21 protein-coding genes are annotated in these 20,998 nt (G+C 41.0%); 3 read left to right on the top strand and 18 right to left on the bottom strand.

Annotation, left to right across the window (positions count from 1 at the left end):
* Positions 1 to 11 precede the first annotated feature (11 nt).
* The 11 genes from H150_RS0111135 to H150_RS0111085 form a co-directional block, all read right to left on the bottom strand.
* Entirely contained in the window at positions 12 to 1,052 is a 1,041-nt protein-coding gene (locus H150_RS0111135; RefSeq protein WP_019959144.1) for a hypothetical protein, read from the bottom strand.
* 2 nt (positions 1,053 to 1,054) lie between these two features.
* Entirely contained in the window at positions 1,055 to 2,464 is a 1,410-nt protein-coding gene (locus H150_RS0111130; protein ID WP_019959143.1) for a hypothetical protein, read from the bottom strand.
* Positions 2,465 to 2,566: 102 nt separating this feature from the next.
* Positions 2,567 to 2,884, bottom strand: a complete 318-nt coding sequence (locus tag H150_RS0111125) for a hypothetical protein (protein WP_019959142.1) — start codon at positions 2,882 to 2,884, stop codon at positions 2,567 to 2,569.
* A gap of 3 nt (positions 2,885 to 2,887) precedes the next feature.
* A complete protein-coding gene (locus H150_RS0111120; protein ID WP_019959141.1) occupies positions 2,888 to 3,775 on the bottom strand; it encodes a hypothetical protein in 888 nt (295 codons plus the stop codon).
* 17 nt (positions 3,776 to 3,792) lie between these two features.
* The gene (locus H150_RS0111115) at positions 3,793 to 4,206 is read right to left on the bottom strand and encodes a hypothetical protein (protein WP_019959140.1); all 414 of its coding nucleotides are present in this window, start codon (positions 4,204 to 4,206) and stop codon (positions 3,793 to 3,795) included.
* A complete protein-coding gene (locus H150_RS0111110) occupies positions 4,206 to 4,703 on the bottom strand; it encodes a hypothetical protein (protein WP_019959139.1) in 498 nt (165 codons plus the stop codon). Before H150_RS0111110 ends, H150_RS0111115 begins: the two co-directional genes overlap by 1 nt.
* A 10-nt stretch (positions 4,704 to 4,713) precedes the next feature.
* On the bottom strand, positions 4,714 to 5,619 hold the full coding sequence (locus H150_RS0111105; RefSeq protein ID WP_019959138.1) for a hypothetical protein: 906 nt from the start codon (positions 5,617 to 5,619) through the stop codon (positions 4,714 to 4,716).
* Between the two features lie 21 nt (positions 5,620 to 5,640).
* Complete coding sequence (locus H150_RS0111100; RefSeq protein WP_019959137.1) at positions 5,641 to 6,333, bottom strand: hypothetical protein; 693 nt, start codon at positions 6,331 to 6,333, stop codon at positions 5,641 to 5,643.
* 11 nt (positions 6,334 to 6,344) lie between these two features.
* The gene (locus H150_RS0111095) at positions 6,345 to 7,955 is read right to left on the bottom strand and encodes a hypothetical protein (protein WP_019959136.1); all 1,611 of its coding nucleotides are present in this window, start codon (positions 7,953 to 7,955) and stop codon (positions 6,345 to 6,347) included.
* Between the two features lie 4 nt (positions 7,956 to 7,959).
* Positions 7,960 to 8,382, bottom strand: coding sequence for a hypothetical protein (locus tag H150_RS0111090; RefSeq protein WP_155970582.1), 423 nt, complete (start codon positions 8,380 to 8,382; stop codon positions 7,960 to 7,962).
* A gap of 18 nt (positions 8,383 to 8,400) precedes the next feature.
* On the bottom strand, positions 8,401 to 10,116 hold the full coding sequence (locus tag H150_RS0111085) for a hypothetical protein (RefSeq protein ID WP_019959134.1): 1,716 nt from the start codon (positions 10,114 to 10,116) through the stop codon (positions 8,401 to 8,403).
* 185 nt (positions 10,117 to 10,301) lie between these two features.
* On the opposite strand from H150_RS0111085, the gene H150_RS0111080 reads away from it, so the two are divergent.
* Positions 10,302 to 12,203, top strand: a complete 1,902-nt coding sequence (locus H150_RS0111080; protein WP_019959133.1) for a DNA cytosine methyltransferase — start codon at positions 10,302 to 10,304, stop codon at positions 12,201 to 12,203.
* A 49-nt stretch (positions 12,204 to 12,252) separates the two neighbouring features.
* On the opposite strand, the gene H150_RS0111075 is transcribed toward H150_RS0111080, so the two are convergent.
* The 3 genes from H150_RS0111075 to H150_RS0111065 are packed head-to-tail and all read right to left on the bottom strand — an operon-like array spanning position 12,253 to position 14,195.
* Entirely contained in the window at positions 12,253 to 12,765 is a 513-nt protein-coding gene (locus tag H150_RS0111075; protein WP_019959132.1) for a hypothetical protein, read from the bottom strand.
* Positions 12,755 to 13,882 carry a hypothetical protein gene (locus H150_RS14870; protein ID WP_019959131.1) on the bottom strand — a complete coding sequence of 376 codons (1,128 nt, stop codon included), beginning with the start codon at positions 13,880 to 13,882 and terminating at the stop codon, positions 12,755 to 12,757. The genes H150_RS0111075 and H150_RS14870 overlap by 11 nt, the downstream gene beginning before the upstream one ends.
* Before the next feature lies 1 nt (position 13,883).
* Positions 13,884 to 14,195, bottom strand: a complete 312-nt coding sequence (locus tag H150_RS0111065; RefSeq protein ID WP_155970579.1) for a hypothetical protein — start codon at positions 14,193 to 14,195, stop codon at positions 13,884 to 13,886.
* 76 nt (positions 14,196 to 14,271) lie between these two features.
* Here H150_RS0111065 and H150_RS0111060 point away from each other — a divergent pair, with 76 nt between their 5' ends.
* Positions 14,272 to 14,745: a hypothetical protein gene (locus H150_RS0111060; protein WP_019959129.1), complete on the top strand. Its 474-nt coding sequence runs from the start codon at positions 14,272 to 14,274 to the stop codon at positions 14,743 to 14,745.
* 55 nt (positions 14,746 to 14,800) lie between these two features.
* Positions 14,801 to 15,124: a hypothetical protein gene (locus tag H150_RS0111055; protein ID WP_026353666.1), complete on the top strand. Its 324-nt coding sequence runs from the start codon at positions 14,801 to 14,803 to the stop codon at positions 15,122 to 15,124.
* Positions 15,125 to 15,433: 309 nt separating this feature from the next.
* Here the strand turns inward: H150_RS0111055 and H150_RS0111050 are convergent, their stop codons facing one another.
* The 4 genes from H150_RS0111050 to H150_RS0111035 all read right to left on the bottom strand — a co-directional run bounded on the left by H150_RS0111050 (position 15,434) and on the right by H150_RS0111035 (position 20,868).
* Entirely contained in the window at positions 15,434 to 17,779 is a 2,346-nt protein-coding gene (locus tag H150_RS0111050) for a tetratricopeptide repeat protein (protein WP_019959127.1), read from the bottom strand.
* A gap of 141 nt (positions 17,780 to 17,920) precedes the next feature.
* A complete protein-coding gene (locus H150_RS0111045) occupies positions 17,921 to 18,163 on the bottom strand; it encodes a hypothetical protein (RefSeq protein ID WP_019959126.1) in 243 nt (80 codons plus the stop codon).
* Positions 18,164 to 18,389: 226 nt separating this feature from the next.
* The gene (locus H150_RS0111040; RefSeq protein ID WP_040755923.1) at positions 18,390 to 18,740 is read right to left on the bottom strand and encodes a nucleotide pyrophosphohydrolase; all 351 of its coding nucleotides are present in this window, start codon (positions 18,738 to 18,740) and stop codon (positions 18,390 to 18,392) included.
* Between the two features lie 19 nt (positions 18,741 to 18,759).
* On the bottom strand, positions 18,760 to 20,868 hold the full coding sequence (locus H150_RS0111035; RefSeq protein WP_211206687.1) for a DUF2075 domain-containing protein: 2,109 nt from the start codon (positions 20,866 to 20,868) through the stop codon (positions 18,760 to 18,762).
* Between the last annotated feature and the right edge of the window lie 130 nt (positions 20,869 to 20,998).

Genomic DNA, 20,998 nt, shown 5'->3' with positions numbered 1-20,998 from the left:
TATCATCCTTTCTAATTATCTATATGAAATTCTTGTATTAAGATGCTGCAACTTAATGCCTCGCTCTGAGCATCATTGGTAATCAAAACATTTTTAAGTTGCGCACTTTCAATGGCAGCGTTGCTTGTAATGGCTTCTATTGGTGCTTCTTGATTAACCAACACATTTTTAAGCTGTGCGCTTTGAATGATGGCGCTGCTTGTAATGGCTTCTATTGACGCTTCTTGACTGACCAACACATTTTTAAGCTGTGCGCTTTCAATGATGGCGCTACTTGTAATGGCTTCAGGCTCTATATTGTCCAGCGCCACCATCACATTTTTAATCTCAATCGATTGAATACTCACACTGGTTTGTAGCGCTTCAAATTCATCAGTTGGATAAGGTTTCGATGTCAGATACACAGCCTCTTCCACCTCAAACTTAACCACGGTTTCCCTGGTCACTGAAAAGAAGTCGCTGTGTTGACCTATATTCACACCGCCATTCACATCACGGCGCACCACAATGTCATGAATGAACAAACGTGCTGGCAAAGTGTCGTCTAATGAATTGGCAACATCGCTAGGGATTGCATCAACTGGCGTTAAGTCAGGACTCAATTCAATGCGAACCCGTGACGTTAAAACAAAATCTTCTGCTGACCGCCCCATTTCTTCAATGTCCGTCGGTGAAAACAAAGAAGCGTCCTGAGCGTAAACCCCATCTTTAACAAAATACAGCTGATACGCCTTGTAATCGTCTCGCCAAAGCGCACGTAAATAGGTATTGAGTAAATGCAAGCCTCGTTTGCCATTGCGATAACGACGTGCCATGTGCAAATATTTCAGGACGCTTAAATCAACATTCTCTGCTTCAAAATTACCGATACCATCAGCAACCAAGCTTTTTTGAAGCAAATCACGGTTGCCCAAGTAAGGCGTACCATAAACATTGATGTTTTGTGCCGCATCTGCCAAATGCGTTTGATACAAAGCCACAAACACTTGCTTGAGTTCGGTTTCAAAAGCATCGTGTTCATGCGATTGTTGTAAGGGAATCAGCGCTTTCATGGCTAGATCGGTGTATTAGTGATGCTGATGGATGCAGCACTCACATATTGAAATACTTCAGGCAAGTGATTTTGTGGCTGTTCAATCACCATAGACAAATCACTACCTCCATCAGCAAATTGGGCAATCGCTTTGGTCAATTCACGCACCGTATTGCGGTTGTTAATACGTTGCCCACCTCGTTTTGCCCACAAGGAATCGCGCCCGTATTGATTCAACAACCACAATTTGATTTGTTGGCTGACATCGCCCTCGTCATACATGGATTTCAACTGCAAAGCCACTTGAATGTGAATGGCTTGTTCTACCGCAGGGACAAACACCAATTGGTAACTGTCATCCGCCATAAATACGGTATTTTTGATTTGGGTTTGCATCGCAGTGGTATTGATGCCTGACTTGATGAAAGAAACAAACAACTTGTTGATGTTGTTTACATTGGCACCACGAGCTTGCTCTTCCCGAATCTCATTCCATACCGATAAAAAGACAAAAGGACTGTGTTTGCGCTCAATCAGAGCTTGAAATTCGCCCAGATACACCGCGTTTTCATCGTAAATCGACGGATAACGAGTGATTTCACGCAATTCAGTGATATTGGGCGCATCAGAACCGGCCTGAATTTGAATGTCGGCATAAATGCTCAAATACTCTTCACCTGGTTGCACATATTCCAAGCTCAGCTCTGAATCTTGTTTGAGTACCACATCACCATGGGTGTAACGCAATGTGACTTTGATTTGTTCACCCACTTGTGGCACATAACCGAATTTGTCTTTCAAACCAAAGGTAACAAACAAATCCATCACTTCATTGCCATGCAAATGCCAAACCTTTTGACCTTGAAGAACATTGTTAAAGCGTGCCACATGCTCAAATAAATCCCCATCGCCATCATTGACTTGTACATTCAATAAAAATTGATTGTCAGCAGGTTGTGGAATGCCGATTTGGTAAAAAGACTCGTGCTCGGTGACAGTGTGTACAAAATGGTTTTCATCCAATTGCTCCGCTTCAACATAAGCATGACTTTTAGCAGGCACCACCACGCCATCGGTCACCACCCAAGTACGGTTGCGATTATCAAGCAAGCGGCGACCTGCATGAATGGTGGTGGCCACATCTTGTGGATTGTGTATGGCAAAGCGGTATTTAGAAGCGGTTCCATAAGGAAAGATTTGACGGGCAGCAGCATCGGCCAATACCATCGAATCGCGAGCCTTCGTCCAAAACTCGGTTTCACCTAAGCCAATTTGAGACGACAACATGGCCAGCATTTGCGCCATGGCACCGATATGCTCGATCACAAACACATCGCCCATGGCCACACGCTCAGCCAATTCGGTATCACTGCCTACCAACATGCGCAATGCGGCTTCTTTGAAGTCTTCCTTACTGTAAACGTCGCTCATAAAAAAAGCCTGAAAATGGATTCAGGCTTATTATCAGACACACAACAGCGTGGTTTTCGAGGCGTTCCCTATGTAGATACGAAGTGATTGTAAGTCACTTCGTCATTTACGGTGCTGGCTCCCTATTTGATTCAAGTCCACTTCTAAGGCATAGCCATACACCTCAATCACAATGATTTTGCTGTCAAAGCCATCATTGCGCGCATGGATATTCAGACCGTCTTCTGCCACACCATTCAAAACAGGAATATCAGCCCGCATTTTGGCAATGATTTCATCCGCCATTTGGTGGGTCATCGGCTTGTGTAAATATTGGTAGACATCAATACCATAATTGCTGCCCAAATAGGCATTTTGCGGTGTGTGTATCCAATGGTGGACTTGTGCAAGAATGAATTGAGCAGAAACTTGTTGGCTCATCGTTTACATCCAAGTGGGCATGAAGGTCGATTCTTGTACAAAACGCAAAGACACCTGCTCTAAAGCTTCTTCAGAACGATCTAAATCACTTTGGGTGCCCGCAATCATCATGGTGTAAGTCTCATTGTAAAATTGTTTATAGGCCTTATTGGTGCCATAAATCACTTTAACATCAAAGCAATGGTAATACGGCGGCATCACCGTGCCATCACTTGGGGTTTGGTACAAAGCCTTGCGCTTGGCCCAATCTTTAATCACACCTGTCATGGTGTCATACACACTCAAAGTCATCTCAGTCAAACCGTTTTGAGTCGGAATGTTCATGGTTCCTGAGCCAATTTGAATCTGTTCTGCACTGATTTCAATCGGATTGAACGACAAATTGGTGGTAAACAAATTGAACAAGCTGCGATTGCCATCACTGCCCTCAGTGGGGGCTTGCCCTGAACGGTCATTGATTTGCAACACGTAGAAATTCTTACGAGACAACTCATCGGCGCGGGTTTCTTCAATGATTTGCTTCATGTCATTCAGTGACAAGCCGCCTGCAAAATGCAAATCTTGATCGCTGCGGGCTTGATGGCCAAAATTGCTCAAGCCCAAAGCCGACAACACCTTGCCAGCACTTTGGTTGATGGTCTCATCCACTTGGTAACCCAAGTTTTGAATCGCTGCATTGGCGCGTTTGTTGATTTCGGTGGCAGCCATACCAATGGCAGCATTGGCCAAGTTACCTGCTACCGTTTGGCTCAATGCACCGGACACTTTACCATTGATGGCTTGTGTGGCAGCGCCGCCTAAAGAGGTGGCAGCACTGCCTATAACACCTGACAACAAACCACTGGCAGTAGAAGTCACATTACTGAACAAGCTCGGTTGGTAAATCGACATAAGGCGTCCTGTAAACATCAAACAGTGATGATGGGCATTCTAAATGCCAAGCGGCGCAATTGATCGTTGCGATAAACGGTGATGTCTTGCTCAATCTCGCTCGATGTGCGCCCAAACAATTCGTGCATGTGGTTTTTACTCGCCTCTTGTACCAAAGCTTCTTGGCGCTCGACATAAAAATACGCCAAAGGCTTGATGACACCCCATTCTGACAAGGACAAAACGGTATTGGCATTGACCATCACTTCATCGCTGACCAGCACCGATGCTTGAGCCAATACATCGATGCGCTGGTTCTCTGCTTTCAAAGCCGCCCATGCCTGGTATTCACGTACCGCTTCAATGAACAAAGCCTCCAAAGAAACCTCATCCAAAAGTGTGGTGACATGGGTATCACGGTATTCAGTTACCAAAGAAGTGATGGTCAGCATCAGATATTGCCTTTCTTGCTGCCAAAGCAATGGTAGGCAATGTTGCCTGCGTATTGCATGATTTGAGTGCGGTTTTCACCATCGATTTCAGGCGGCTCAAAACCATGTAACAAGGCTGAGCTGCATGACCATTTGCGCACATGCTCTTCAACCGTACCTTGATAAATGGTGAAGTTGAATTTGGTACGATGGACAATACTGCGCTCATAAGCCACGGCTTCAAACAAGTCCAAAGCATGGCCTGGTACGGTTTCAATGATGGTCAAGCCATGTGAAAAATCGGTTTTGGCCATTGGGCTGGTATGGGTCACTATGCCACCTGCTAAAAACACGTCGATTTTGTCTTCTGCGGATGCCAAAGGCAATGCAAAGCCTTTGGTTAAAAAACGCAGGTGTTCATAACCCTCAATCACCATCAAATATTCACTGGCGATGGCGATTTCGCCCAAAGCAGTGACTTGATTGATGGCCGCTTGCTGTTGTTTTAAATTGAACATGGGTTTGCCTTTATTGGAATAAACGGGATACAGCGCTGGCGGTATTGTCAAACAAGGTATTCACCGCGCTGTGACCGATATTTTGCAAGTCTTTTTGATCCCAACTTCGGTGCGTTCCCAAACTGATTTGAACCGTGGCATACACATCACCAAAGCTGGAATAAGGATTGATCAAAGGGCGTGAAATGCTTTCAATCACCAGTGGCTTGTAAGTCTCACCTTTGTAAGTCAAAGACACATACGTCGGGGCAATGGTCGGAAACAAGGTTTCAATCAGTTTTTTCATGCCATCAGTGGTGGATGTCACGCCAGTTTGAGCCGCTTCTTCAGTGGATTGCACCGCTGCTGTGATCATGTCTTCGGCCATTTCGGCGGGATAACCCATGGCCCACAAGGTTTTGATGGGCTTGGTCACTTCTGATACTGGGTCTTGGTAGGCACGAAATGCCAAAGTCAGCTCAAACTTAATCGGCTCATGTCCGACAAATACCTGACGGCTATTAAGTTTGGTAATGCCGCTGCGTCCTTCGGCTGCACCCATGACTTCAGACAATGGCCGCACAATACCTGCCACCGATTCACCCGTTGCCCCACCGTATTCTTCCATCTTGCTTGCCAACAATTGTGTTACTTGTTCTGCCTGTCCTGATTGCAAACGTGCAGCCAAGGTTGGATTTTTGGATTCTAGTGGGACGTTTTCAAATGGAGACTGCCAATTGAATTGTTGTTGCATGTCGGCGCTATCAATTAAAGGCGCTGAAACGGCTATCGCGCCAGCAATCGGATTGCCATCTTTGTCGCAAGGCATGATGGTGGCAAATAAATGGGCATTCAAAGAACCCCAATTGGATTTCATGGTGTATTTTTGCTGTAAAACTTCCACACCAGCGGCCACCAAATCATTGAACCACGTCATGCCCTACGCTCCTATAAAACCTTACATGCCCAGTTTGGCGCGCTTGCGCATTGATTTAGCGCGTTTCATGCGTGCGGCACCATTGTGTGATTTACGCTGTGCTTTCTTGATGGCCTGCTTTTGGGCTGACGTCAAACGCACTTTGCCACTGATGCGTTTTTTGATTTTAACCTTTTGGCCATTGCGAACAGCAGTCACTTTTTTGTACATCGCATCCATGACTGCGCCATCCATCACCGCACCCAAACCCGCAAATTCATTGATAGCCGCTTCAATGGCATCGTCACCATCAGGCAATACCCCTGCCAGCAACTCCATGACGTTTTCAGCCACGTCGTCATCGTCATCATTCAATAAAGCATCGATGTCAGCATTGGTCACCCCTTGCAATTGCAACCACTCAACCGCTACATTCAAAGCCATGTCCAAATAATCGGCTTCATCGCTGGTGACTTCACCGTCTTTGTCCAAATCCACAATGCCCATGAACAAAGCGTTCAAACGATCAGTTGGGGTTTCACCTTCTTGCAAGTCATCGGTTTCCGCCCAAGCAATCAAGGCACTGGCGACCAACAAACGCAAATTGGTCAATTCATATTGGCTTGCCGCATCTTTGGCTTCGACCGCTAGGCCATCAAACACCACTTGCGCGCTATTGGGCACCATCGGTTGCGTGACTTGATGTGCCAAATCGTTTAAGTAATTTTCAATCATTTTGTTTCCCTTCAATCAATCGAATACATATTGCTGTCAATGAAGATGCGACGCACCACACCGTTAATGGCCAAGTTGATGGTCACATCCATTTCATCGTCTGGATAACGCTCATTTGGACGCACCACATAGCCAAATGCCGCACCATCCAAAGACGCACTCGGCACCAACCAATCAGAGGCTTGCGCCCATTCACACACACGCTGCAATTGGTCTTCCATTGCGCGAATGGCATCAGTCATAGGCTTTTGCAACACACTTTTGGCATAACGACCAAAATAATGTTGAAACCAAATGGCAATCTCAGCCGCACTTTCCAACTTGGAAATGCCTGATTTATTGGCACCTGACAAAGAATCCGCCCACACATAACCACTGGTATCGTGGTATTCCTGATACAAACATGGGTTGATTTTGGCTTCTGCCAATTGCGCCAATTCCAAATCGTTCGGATATTGGGTTTGATTGAATTTGGTACCAATCAACTGGTAATCTCGTCCCGCAATCGGTTGCTGTAAAGCAGGCATCCCGTAAGCGTTGTAAGTGGCATTGCGAGCACAAGCCAAACCAATTTTTTGACCAACAGACGACATCAACACAATGCCGTTTTTGTAAGTTGGGTCTTGGCGTTGAATCGGCGACCACAACCAACCGACATACATTGCCTCTTGGTCATCGATTTCAAATTGGTTTTTCCACGCAATCGCCGCTTCGGGTGACAAAGTGCCATCAATGGCTTGGTACATGCGGCGGTTTTGAGCAATCGCCACTTGGGTTAAAGCGAACACCAAAGCCACATTGTTGGTGTCTGACATGATGTAACGGTATTGCAACGAGGTATTGCCAATGTGATTGGCTGCCGCCACATATTGGGTATCTGCCAACACACCTGCATCTGTATAAGGCACCACGGCTTGGGCTTGTTTGACGGTAAACAACGCATCGTCAGGCAAAACAGCATTCGCAGTAGGATTCACCTCAATACTCAACCAATCGCCGTAATAACGCTGTGCCACGTCTGCAATGAAGTAAGACTGATTCAAATCATCGGTCGCATCCACATCGGTCGAGCCGGTAACGGTGTACAACACCTCACCAGTACCCACTTCAACACCACGGCTGTTGGTTTTACGTTCACGCACCACCAAATTGATTTCAGTATTGCTTTTGCCTTTTTCAAACGACACCCACACACCGGCATTGATACAGTCGGCCAACTTCACTGCCATCAGCCAATCGCCAGTGTTGGGCACTGTTTCTACCAAACTAATCTGATTGTCTGCGGCATGACTGAGCAAAATCCATTTATTTGAAGCAGTCTCACTGGCCAAGCGCATCACCACTGCAGCCGCCGCACCACGATTGAATGCTTCAAACATTTGCAAATAAGTACTGGCCGCTTGGGTTTTACGCAATGATTGGGGCTCACCCAAATAACGGTTCATTTTGCTGGCAGCCACCAACATTGGTTTATCAATGCGGCCACGGGTAAACATGCCCACGGTAGCAAAGGTTTGATCACCAGTTTCTTGTAATAAACGCTCAGTACGGTCATAAGGAATATTGACTTGTACGCCCGACTGTTGACCCACTAATTGGCGTTGATAAGTATTTTGTGCCATAAAGTTACTCCTGCTGTGCTTCAGGCACCGCTTCAATGAACACACCATGCGGTGCTACCCATTTGCCAATGCCGTTAAAGCTATTTACATTGCGCTGCAGTGTCGCCATGATTTCAGCAGTTTTAACCGTCACCACTTGGCTCTCACCACCACGCAAACACACATTGCCAACTTCTGGGTAAGCGACGGTGGCATAAGTACGATTGACCAATAAAACTGTGGCTGGATAGCGTTCAGGCTCAAATGGTGCAGATGCATTGGCTGTTTCAACTTCCACGGCTTCAGATACAGATGCCATTTGTGTGTTTTCAGCCTTCACTTTCGCTGCTGCTTTTTTCTGTGCCGCCGTCAATTTAATTACAGGTTGCTCAACACTGGCAGTGTCGCCAGCTTGAGCAACCACGTCTTTTTGAGTGTCTTCAGACATGGTTGCATCACCTTTCAATTAAAATTTCACATTGATCAAAGCTGCAGAATCAGCACACTGCAAATGCGGATTGACGGTGTCTACACCGGCTTCAAACACAAATTGACCTGTGATGCCATCTACTGTGGTAGCCAATGGTGAAACCGCCGCACCCAACGCAGTACCAGTGATGTAAGGATTGGCACCTGCTTGATCGGACGTACCGATACACAACATCGGGAAACCATCAGAAGTGGCAACTAATTCAGGAATTGGGCTGAAATACAATTCATATTTACCCAACAAACGACCCAAACGATAAGTGCCTGCACGTGGTTTCACATTGGATGCTTGTAAGATTTCAGGTGGCAAGGTGCCCAAATACGAAGCCGCTGACGCACCGACATAAATCACACCAATACCATTTAAATTGGTGCGTACAATCATGTCCAAATTGGCCGCCTCAATCGCCTGACCCAAATCCATCATAATGCTGGTGATGGAACGCTCATTCATACGGTTGGCTTTGTCCATTTCAAAATTGAATACATGGGCTGAAGCAATGCGCCACATGCGACGCACCGCCAAATGATGACGCTCAGCCACACTTTGGGTACGAATGGCAGCCATGTTTTGTGAACTTTGATCCAACTTCACATCCACTGCCCATTGGTGGCGTGCTTCTTGTGACACACTGTACAAAGCAGATGCATACGTTGCACGAATGGACTTGATGGTGGCGTGTGATTCCACCACTGGACGCTTTCCTTTCATATTGGCATGTTCAAAATCAATCGCGGCACTGAATTCAACCACTGAACCTGATGCCAATGCCGGTGTAAACACCGCGGACAAAACGCCTGTGGTAGCGTTACCTGTCACTGTCACCGCTGTACCTGCAGCTGCACCTGGCAAATGGAACGATTGTGAGAAGGTAATGGTGGTATCAGAACGATTGGCCATAGGATTGCTTTGACCGACCAACAAACCATTCACATACACACCCACTGCTGACGGCAAAATTGGTGAACCTGCCGCATCGACTGACGCATTTTTAATCGTTGCCGCCCAAGTACCACTGGTGTCAACGGCTTGAGCCATGCGTTGTGACATCAAGAACGGCTTACCCGCATTCAAGCCATCTAATGAGGCGTATTGTGCGTAATCACCTGAAGCGGCAGCAGCTCGATGACCCACCAAAATCACACGACCTTCCAAGCCTTGGTCCATGGCAATGCGGCCACTGAACGGCATCGGTTCAGAATAAGCCATCACAATCGCAGTCAACACTTGGCTCACGCTCATCGCACCGCCTGAGGCACTGTTCACATCATCGAATACGGTTTTTTGACTGCCTAAAAATTGGCTTGGTAAACCCAAAAATTCCGCATAATTTTTTGATACCAATGGCAGCGTCGAACGCAAAGCATCGTCAGAGACCCAAGCAGGTGCTGCATGACCATGCTCATGAGCAAACATGGCTTCGGATTTGGCAATTGAATCCATCACCAAAGAGGCAGTGTTGTAAGGTGCGGCACCTTCGGCAAAAGTCACGGTTTCAGGTAATACTGCCATCAAGTCTTGCACCACTTGTGGCGCACCACTATCACGCAAATGATCTTGCACATTGGCATCATCAAACACAGCAATATTGCTTGGCTTACCACCTGTGACTTTGTCCAAGGTTTGTTTGATGAATTGGTTGGTTTGATTTTGAACAGACGGTGTCATGCTCTTGGCTGCAGGTTGTGGCATACTTTTTCTCCAAATAAAAAAACGACATGCGTTGTTGGCATGTCGTATTGTCACTTTGATTGCAAGTATGATTTCGCAGCGTTCCCTATATTGCTTTCGATTCGCAAAAAGCTAATCTAACAATGACTGTTTACTGAATATGATAAAATACGCCATTATATTTAAAAAATAAAAAACCATAATTTATGAACTTCATCGACTTATTCGCTGGTATTGGTGGCTTTCACCTTGCTCTATCCCGTCTTGATATGAATTGTGTTTTTGCTTCTGAGATAGACTCTCATGCTCGAGAAGTTTATAAACTCAATCACAAGATTTCTGATGAGATTTTCAATGAGGACATACGCTCTATTAGTCCTGATGCCATTCCAGACCATGATATTTTATGTGGTGGATTTCCATGTCAGCCGTTTTCGCAAGCTGGGCACAAGCGCGGCTTTGATGATGTTCACAAATCAGAGCGTGGTAATTTATTTCATTACATAGCAGATATTATTAAAGAAAAACGTCCTAACGCGTTTATTTTAGAAAATGTACGTCATCTTCTTAAACATGATGAAGGCCGAACTTTCCAAACAATACGAGACATTCTTGAAAAAGAACTTAATTACACTGTTTATTTTAAAATCATCAAAGCTACTGATTTTGGCCGACCTCAACACCGACCTAGAATCTATATTGTTGGATTCAACAATCATACTGTAAACACAGTACCAAGTTTTGAATTCCCAAAACCAACTGGCACCACAATGACTATGTCAGACGTATGGGAAGGAGATTGTTCTCGCGAAATTGGTTTTACATTGCGCGTAGGTGGCAAAGGCTCACCTCTAAACGATCGAAGAAACTGGGATGGCTATTTAGTTAATGGCCAAGAGGTACGATTATCTCCAAAAGAAGGAAAGCGCATGATGGGCTTTCCTGATGATTTTCAATTATCAAAATCAAAAACACAAGCCATGAAGCAATTGGGAAACAGTGTTTGTGTTGACGTAGTTTATCATGTAGGCCTCGCAGTAAAAAAATACCTTGAACAAAATCAAATATCTGCAAATGAAAGTGACGGCATGGCAAATTTCAACAAAGGGGAATGGGGAGAGCTGTATGCTTTTTTAAAAGCAATTCAAAATCCTCAAATAAAATTTGGTGATACCAATACCAATATTTTAAACACAAACGACTTTATTACTGTTTTTTCATTACAACATAATGACCAACCATATCAATACACCATACAAAATAATCAGTTAATTATTTCAGAAAATGGCGTATTAATATCGGAGCACAATATTGATGAAATATTAAACCAAGAACGCCTGGATCAGTTTAAAAATGATATTGTTAATTCAAAAGCAACTTTTGAAATACAAGACCAAAATATACTTGAAACACTCAAAATCAATTCATTTAAAGGCAGCTCTTTTTCAAAAAAAGATGTGAGTGTAGGATTTAACTATCAACATATGTGCATTGAAAATGATCCATTGGGGATTAAATCATTTTTAGGTAACAACCCTACCCTTTTAAATGCCTCATCCAATACAAACTTTATTTTCGAAGTAAATGGGTTCCAAGGCAGAATTGATGATGTCAACTCAATCGATACCAAAAATAAAGTACGTGATCGCATTGCCTATATTGTAGAGCACGGCGGTAGTTTTACATTTAATAAATGTGAAAAACCAACCTTTGAGGAAAACCTTTTCAGAGTAGACAGCTGTATGCCTCAGATTTTAGGTAATTTACTGTTGCAGTACTACTCTGGTAGTGGCTCTGAAATTGCACAATTGATTACTGATGACTCAGAAAAAATCAAAATAAAACGATTGTTAGAAGCCATGTTGCTTGGGATGTTCCCAAGCAAACTGTGGGATGGCAATTACAGCTCAAATGGCATTATCGTAGTACGTAAATTAGGTGACCTACTGCTATACCACACATTAAAGCGTAATATTTTAATGAACTACTTATTTGAAAATACAAAACTTGATACGCCATCTACTTCACGCCATGGTTTTGGCAAGCTTATTGAAGAAAAGAACGGCTCAAAATTTTTCAAACTGAATTTGCAAATCCGAAATACTTAAAATCCACAATTAAAAGCCCACTCATATCATCACGTAGTGGGCTTTTAATTTAAATCAAATCATTGAAATCAGGGTTTGAAGCCTGTTCTAACGGCTGCAAATACACCACACTGGAGCGTCCTTGCGGCAAACTAGAAGGCGATGTAATGCTGGACACCTGATAACCATAAGCAAAATCAGGCAAAATCACATACACCCTGTCATGTTTTTTGATTTCGAATTCGCCTTCTATAACCGGCTCAATTAATACTGGCACATCACCGTTACTCACATTGAAGGTCTGCCAATTGCCCGCATGTTCCGCACCACCATATTGACTGGCAAACACCATTTTGCCCGCTCCCACAATTTCCAATTCATAATCGGCTTCATCTTCCATGCCCATTTGCATTGCACCACCGAATGTAGCGGCATTGTCAGGATCATTGTCTTCATCAGGACGCAGCGAGATTTTACGGTAGACCACCACGTCTTGAGACCAGATGTGATTCATCACCACCATGCGCTTAGCACGGTTGTTGGCATTCGATAAAGGATTGCCATTGCTCCAATCAAGACCCACGTTTGGCTCCTTCCAAAAGCTTTTGAATTTGAGCAAAGACCTCAGGAGTCGTATTTTGCTGAATCTCAGGATTGTTCAATTGACGGTTGATTTCACGAATCGCTTCCATATTGGCGGCTTTAGCCTGTGCTTTGGCTTTGGCAATTTCGGATGGTGTCATTCCCACACCGGCAATGCTTTTGGCTTTGCGGCGGTTACTGCTAAAAGCATCAGTCATGTCAGCAGGCACAGCGGCATTGGCATGTTGGCGGATGCGCTTTTTGTTCCAAGCCTCTTGGCTGATTTGCTCTGCCAGTTGCTCAATTTGCTTTTTGCCCATGGTTTTGGCTTTAGGCGTTGGATTCCCACGCATTTGTGCAATGTATTGCTTCATGTAGGCAGTAAAAGCAGGCGATTTGGTCAACACCAACATCACCCGCAACACGTGCTTACAGGCAATGCCACCCAATTTTGGATTGCGTATCTTGGGAAAGCCCGTCTCAGGCTTGCCTTGGGCAAAACCACCTACCGTAGCCACATAACGGTACCAAAAACGATGACGGCCACAATCACAATCAAAACGAATAGGACCACGTGCCACTGCTTCGGCCATTTTATTGCTGATGCGACCACCGGAAATGGCGGCCTGAAAATCCAAAAACTGTACCGATACCGCATGGTGGGTTTGTTTGGACTTGGCACTGGCATTGACCCGAAACACCACCACGCCTTCTTTGTCACGTCTTGCTGCCACCGCTGTATTGATTTCAGTTTCACAACGCAACAAATCGACCTTACGGCTTTTGTTAATCACAGTTCGTGGATGAATGCCACCGCGCACTTGCATGGATTTGAACTTGTCTTGCAACTCGTCCATCGCTTTGGCCAAATGCTGCAAGTCATCGCGGGTCAATTCTTCGGTCATCACCCCACTGGCAATATTGATTTTGGCCAATACCTCTTCAACTTGCGTCGGCTTTAAACCCAAGGCATTGCCTAGTGCCAAAATATTGCCCGCTTCGACCCGTTCTTGCTCGGCACGCTTTTCACGCGCCGCAATCACATCCAGCTGCTGTTTAACCGTTAAAGCGGCTATGGCTTCTTTGTTTTCGGCAACTACTTTATTTCGTGTGGCCATATCAATACAAACTCATGCCAGATTTGGTTTTAAGCATTGCGGTGGCTTTGGTAATGGCAATGGCCTGGCTCATTGGAATGAAGCGACGTGCGCCCTCTTGTACGGGTACATCCACATCGTTAAAACCCGTCACCGCAGCAGCGACCAACCAATCAGCACGGTTTTTGTACACAAATTGATTGGTCAAGCTGTGATCCAAGACTTGGCGCAGCTGAACATAGTGGACTTTATTCAATTGATAAGATTTGGCATGTTGCGATGCTTTGCGCATTTCACGGTAAGCATGGCCCACTCGCATAGAGTCAATCGGCATAGGGAACTCACAATCAAAGCTATTGGGATGCTTGGATAATAAGCCCACTATCCACCATATTGATTGAGCGTTCCCCATGTCACAAGAAGTGATGATTCGTGCCGCGTTTGGCGGCTATGACGGCAAACCCGTCGGCATTTTGTCTATGGTGATGGACATCGATGGCAAACCGACTTTGATTTGTACCCAAGAAGAAACGCCACCGAAATTTGGTTTACAAGACGGCTTTGTGTTGATTACTGATTTGGATGGTATTGGCGCCACCTCACTGTTTGACCAAACCGAATTCATCCCTGCCATTGAAGCGTATCGAGAACTCAAAGCCAAAGGCGCCATTGTTTTGGAACCCAGCTTACAAAAGCATGATGTATCCGACTCGGTACAGATTGCAGGTTTGAAAGATTCAGGCCGCTTCAATTACCAAGTGCAAAACGTGGGCAACGGTGCTGCCGCCATCTTGGCCACCGCACTGTATTTCAAACAATACTGTGGTACCCAAACCGTTTTATCTGGCATGAAAGGCTTTATGAACATGCTGACAACGATTTGAAACCGCGTTTTAACACTAAGATACTGACCGTTAATTTGAACTAAAGAGATTTGCCATGACGACTACCTATTATCCAAACAACTTCCAATTACCCATGCTCGATGAGCTATTGGCCATTGAAGGCATTCGAGACACTACTGAGTTTCAGGACGCTTTGCACGTTGCGGCCAAATCATCTTTGGAAGCTTTGCAATCTCAAGCCAAAAGCCGTGTGGTGTATGTACTTTGCGGCTCAGATACAGGCATTGAGATGCTGCAACGTGTGGCCGCGCAATATGGGATGGATTGTTTTGAATGTGTGAAGCTGCATACTGAGGAAACCATGCCTGTAAAGATTTTAGCGGGACAGCAGTTTATGAATTTGGTGGGGTACTTTTGAATATTATGATGTAAATACACTAAGATTCAAAGCAATACCAATTTGACAATTAAATCCTCAAGCCTAAATGTGAAATATGATTTTGTTAAATCAAAATCTATTCAATAGTTTGAATGATATTGAAGACTATACCACTAGCTGGCTGTGGTTTACAACCATGAAAGGCCTCATCAAGCCAATGGCGGCAAGCCGCCATTGATGACTGTTTGATTCTGTTTATTCGGTCCATTAAAAATGGGAGGATTACCAAGATATGGTTTACTAAATTAGTCCTTACTCAACAATTTAGGGTTAATTATTTAAAAGGTCTTAATCTAATAACTCTAGCCAGTTAGATATTTCACTAGCTTTTCTTTTTAATTCTACAGAATGAGTTTTATTTGATAATTTTCTTAATATGAAATTTGATTTTCTCATATATGGTATTAAAGAGCGATGTCTATTATATGTAGGTACTTGTTCATAATAACGCTTCATATTTTCCAATTCATTAAGACATTCTGAAAGATTATTATTTCCATAATAAAAATCTCCTAATCTATAAAAATATTGTATTTTTACTATATGAAATTGGGTACGTAGATAATCATCTAAATTTGATAAATCAATATTATTAATGAGCTGGTTTGCTTCATGAAATTTCTTTTGATACATATATGCACGAATTAAAGTGATTTTTAAATCAGGTGAATTCTTTTCAAATGAATAAGCTTTTTTTAAAATTTCTAGAGCCTTTTCAGTATCTCCATTATCTAGTAAAAATCGTCCATACCAATAAAAGGTCACTGGTGATTTTGGAGCTAATTGCGTTGCTAATTCGAAGCTTTCTTCTGCTTCAAAAATATTCTCTTGCTCCTGATAAAAATAAGCATAAACCCTATGAATTTCATGGTACTCAGGAGATAAAGCTTTTAACTCATCTAAAATTTTTTGAGCTTTCTGAAATTCTCTATCCTTAATAAAATTCATAACAACATTTAATTGACGCACAATAATTGCATCTTTTTTATCTCTAATTTGTATTGCCGTACCTCTATACATTTTTTTATCTGCATATTGATAGTTATCTGCTGAGGATTGCAATTGTTTTAATTTTTTTGTGATACTTTCACGGAAAGACTTAGTTGGTGGATACATTAAAGACAAGAATTTCTGAGCAAGTTCTGATAACTCATAGCTAGATTTAGTAGTGCCAAGGATAGGTTTATTTTTTTGATTTAACATATTAGTAGTTAATAACAAATTAATACAATTTTGCAATTTCATGGCATTATAATCTGTTAGGAACTGTAATTCAGGAAGCTCTCTTGCTCCTTTAGCACAAAGTAAAATTTTAGTAAGATTTTTAGTTTCATCATTTAAAAATTGATATACATTTGACATACAAAATGTTAAAAACTTATCAGGATTTTGCAATACTTCTTCTGGTCGTTTACCAGCTTGGACACAACTTACAAACCATTTAATAAAACTAGGATTACAGTTCATTCTTCTGACATAATTTATTAGAATTTCTTCAGATAAATACTGTAATTCTTTGATAGACCGTGTGGATGCTAAAGTTCTTAAAAATCTTGAAGCATTTTTTTCATCGATACCATTTAATTTAATAGGATGCTCATATGCCCCTAATCCAATTCTAGAAGTAAAAATAATTTTACTACCTACACCAATATCTTGTACTAATTTCCGAATATTATCGTCTAAAATCGTTTCTAAATTATCAATAAAAAGAGCAATTTTAAAATTATTCAAATAGCAACGAATTTCCTCTAGCCCTGCTTCTAAATTATTAGTTTCTATTCCACTCAAATCATGAGCAATATGTGAAATAACATCTATTGAAGATGAAATGGCATCCTTAATATCATTAATTTCGGTAAATGATATTTTTGTTGTTTTAGAAGAAATCCATATTACAGAGTCAAACGGTTTTTCAGGATTATCTAATAAATCATAGGCTACTTTTAAAGCTAATGCGGTTTTACCAATACCTCCTTCACCAATTACTGATATGACAGAAACATTTTGCTTCAAGCATAATTCTTTAAGCGTTTTTTCTTCATTATCTCGACCAATTAAGCCTGTCTCATCATAATCAGGAACTGGTAAATTATGACCTAAGAAGTTTAACTGTTGCTCATCTGGAATGGTGAAATTTGAAAAAACATAATTAGAATCTTTATCAATTTCTGTCTTTAAAGATACTAATGGGTACCATATTTCCTGGGAATTAACAGTGTTTTCAATTAAATTTATACAGAATTCGAAAATGAAATGGTAATCACTAAATGAAATGGGCCTTGAATGCATCACAGCATTTCGAATTTGAATCAATTTTTCAAACTCAACATAATTTTTATTAAACTCTTGATAAATAATATCATTAATGTAATTTTTACTTAATGAAATAATTTGGAGTAAATCTCCATAGTCAAAATAATCAATAATATCTTTTATATATAATATTTCATCTTTAAAACCAATATCTTTTTCCAATCTTTCTATTGCTTTTTGAGTAGCATTTTGAGGTAAAAGAAAAGCATGCTGACTGATATCAAAATTACCAATAAAAGTTATTACTAAATTTTTTAAACTAACTTCTAATGAAGAAATATAAGCATAAGCAGTGATTCTATATAATGAATTTTGCATAATTACCCCTATTTTTGAAAATATTCAAATCGTATTATTTATAACAATATTGGAATGGTGAAATATAACTGCTCATCAATGGAGTATATTTTCGACCAAAACCTCCATAGAGTCAGATAATTTAAAAAAATTATTAAAAAATTAATTACTTATTCTCTTTAGCATCTCAAACACCACCCTCACAAACTGATTGAACTTTGCAGGATCTGGAAGCAATTGCATTTGTTGATTGTTGTGTGCTTCGCTGCTGGCAAAGATGGCATCTTCTGTACGGGTCGTAAAGTCACCTAACATAGCTTGTTCAGGTGCATTGTTGGCGATTTGCTTCATGGCGGTTTCATCCTCTGCGACCTTATCACGAATGGTGATGGCGTAATTGAGCATATCTTAATCGGTAAGATTCTCTGTGTCGTAAATAGCATTCAAGCATTTGTTTTTGATCTTTAGCTTTGCCTGAACTCAAATCTTGACTGGGGACTACAATTGAAATTTATCCTTGTAATTTGATGTGTTTTTGTTTTAGCTTGAACAAGCGATAAAACTCATACTAATTATACGAATGTCATTATAAAACACTAGCATAAGCATACAAAGTTTAATTGCCGCTTAACTAAAATTCATTGTATTTCTTAGCACACCCCTTAGATTGATTCACAGGATATTTTTCTGCATTTTTAATCATTTTTAATTCGCAGGCTTTTAAAATATCAATATTTAATTTACTGGCCAATTGAATTAAATACAATTGAACATCTGCAATTTCTTCACTCACTGCTTGTAATTTATCATCGTTTAAATTAAATGATTGCTCTTCAGTCAGCCATTGAAAAGGTTCCATGAGTTCCGATACTTCAACAGACAGGGCCATTGCCAAGTTTTTAGGGGAATGAAACTGACTCCAATCCCTTTCTTCTGTAAATTTAATTAGATTTTGTTGTAATTGTTCAAACGATTCACACATATTATTTTCACTTAAAATATCATAATAAAAGAGCAACTAATTTACCTAGAACCTTCAAATCAGACTCCTTTAAAGAGTATTTTTCATACGCATTTTTTAAGGTACCAATATAATACTCCTGAGCATCTAACGTACTCATTAGGCAGATATCATCACTGTTAAATTCATCCATATCTTTATTAAAAACATAATGAGTATCTGGTTGAATTTGATCAATTACTTCTGCTCCATCTATGGTAGCCACAAATAAGGTGGATATTGGTTGAATATAATATGGGCATTCAAACCATTGCTCAGTAACACTAGGATTAGCGTAATTGTAAACTGGTAAATAGACTTTATTAGGAGCAGTTTCTAATGTTGACTTAATTAGATTAGGCTTAAACTTTTGTAAATCAAAATTTTTTTCAGGTTGAACACTATTAGAAGGATGTGCGTTCAAAAGCTTTTTAAAATAATTTTGAGTCTCTTGGTCTGTACAATAAATAAAACAGCCCTTTTGTCCTCTGGTCATCAAAGTACGATATGTATTTTTGATAATAGAACCCACGAGATTTTTTGCATGTTCGGCATCTGATTTTAATAATTTTTTATAACCAGAAATCGATTTATCACTTTTCGCTCTTTTGTCAGGGTTCGTCACTACCTTGCCATCTCGGATAACAAAATCATCACCTATAATTACACCAACATAATCAAACTCTAGTCCTTGGCATGTGTGAATACAACCAACTTCCTCTACTGACTTTGGTGCAATAGCCCATAACATTCCATCACTTCCCAAATTCCATTTTGCTGAATACCCGCAATTTTCTATAACGATGTCATCTAAATCAGGATTATTTTTACTACTCCAAGGCCAACAATATCCTGCAACCATTCTAGATTTATTATTAATATCATTCAGTTTTCGAATGCAATTATGTAGTTCTACAGGATTATCAAACACTCTAAAATCATAATCTATACCATCTAAATCAAGATTTGCTGTTGGACGAATATTCAATACTGAATCCAACCATGCCAAATAGCCATCCGAACCATTGCATCTGAATTGGGATTCTAATTCTAGCTCTGTTACTTTTGCATCTAAGGCAAGAGCATGTTTTTTAATTTCATCAATACTACCGATATCTTTAAATGTTACTTTTTGGGCTTCATCAATAAAAAATATTGATAATTTAGATGCGGCAATAATTTCTTTAATTTGATTCTCACCTAAGTGACTAAACATTCCTGACTTTGCATTAAGACGGTGAGCCTCATCTACCAATAAAGCATCAAAAAAATTTGTCTCTTGGTCAATGTAACTACCAGATCCTTTAAAAAGGCTATCTATTCGTCCTTTAGCGAGAGATTTTGTTAATTTTGCTTTAAATACATCTCTGGGGGCAGAGTTTTTTGATACATATTGTGTTAATAATCCTTGGTGAGTAAATTTTACCAATAGATTGATTGCTAATACTGATTTACCCGTTCCAGGACCACCTTTAACAATTAAACAATGTTTCTGATTTAACTTTGTTTTTTCAGCAAGCTGTATAGCTTGTTCATACACCAATTTCTGATTATCAAGGAGGATGAACTCTTCATTACCTTGAAGCATTGATGATAGATAGTCTGATAAATTTTTACTTGGTTTGATTTTGCCATTTTCGATTCGGTACATTACATTTGTAGAATCACCAAATTTAATGTGTTTACTGATAAATCGAGATAGTTTTTCAACATCAGAAGAAATAAATACGGGTGCTTTATCAATATGTTCTTGATAAACATCATGCTTTACCTCTGCACTATTTTTTAAATTATGCAGATACGTACATGGTATTAATTGTATGTTTTCGTTACGTACAGTTTCATTGTAATCATTAATCAAGGCAGAATAAGTCCAGGCTTGGTAAGATGGATGGACGACTTCTCTTAATTGCTTACCCAAAAATGTTTTTACAATAGCATCTTTGTTTGTTCGCTCTAGATCACTCCACTGCTTAAGCTCTATAATAATTGCAGTATCAATTTTTTCTGGATTCTTGCCAGTGACAATGAAATCAACTCTTCTATTAGTCAAAGGAATATTATATTCAATTGAAATATTACTATCGTTAGGTATTTCAGGATCCATCATCACACTCATCATGAATCTTAATGAGTTTTCCCAGGAAATCTCCTCACTTTTGGGTGAGTTACGATTCAACTTTCTGTAAACTTCATTTTTCACGATATCAGAAATATGATTTTTTCTAACGTCATTAATA

Origin of the sequence: Vitreoscilla stercoraria DSM 513 (assembly GCF_000382305.1) — a bacterium.
GTDB classification, from domain to species: Bacteria; Pseudomonadota; Gammaproteobacteria; order Burkholderiales; family Neisseriaceae; genus Vitreoscilla; species Vitreoscilla stercoraria.
The sequence above is the reverse complement of the archived record's forward strand: the minus strand, read 5'-3'. Positions and strand labels throughout refer to the sequence as shown.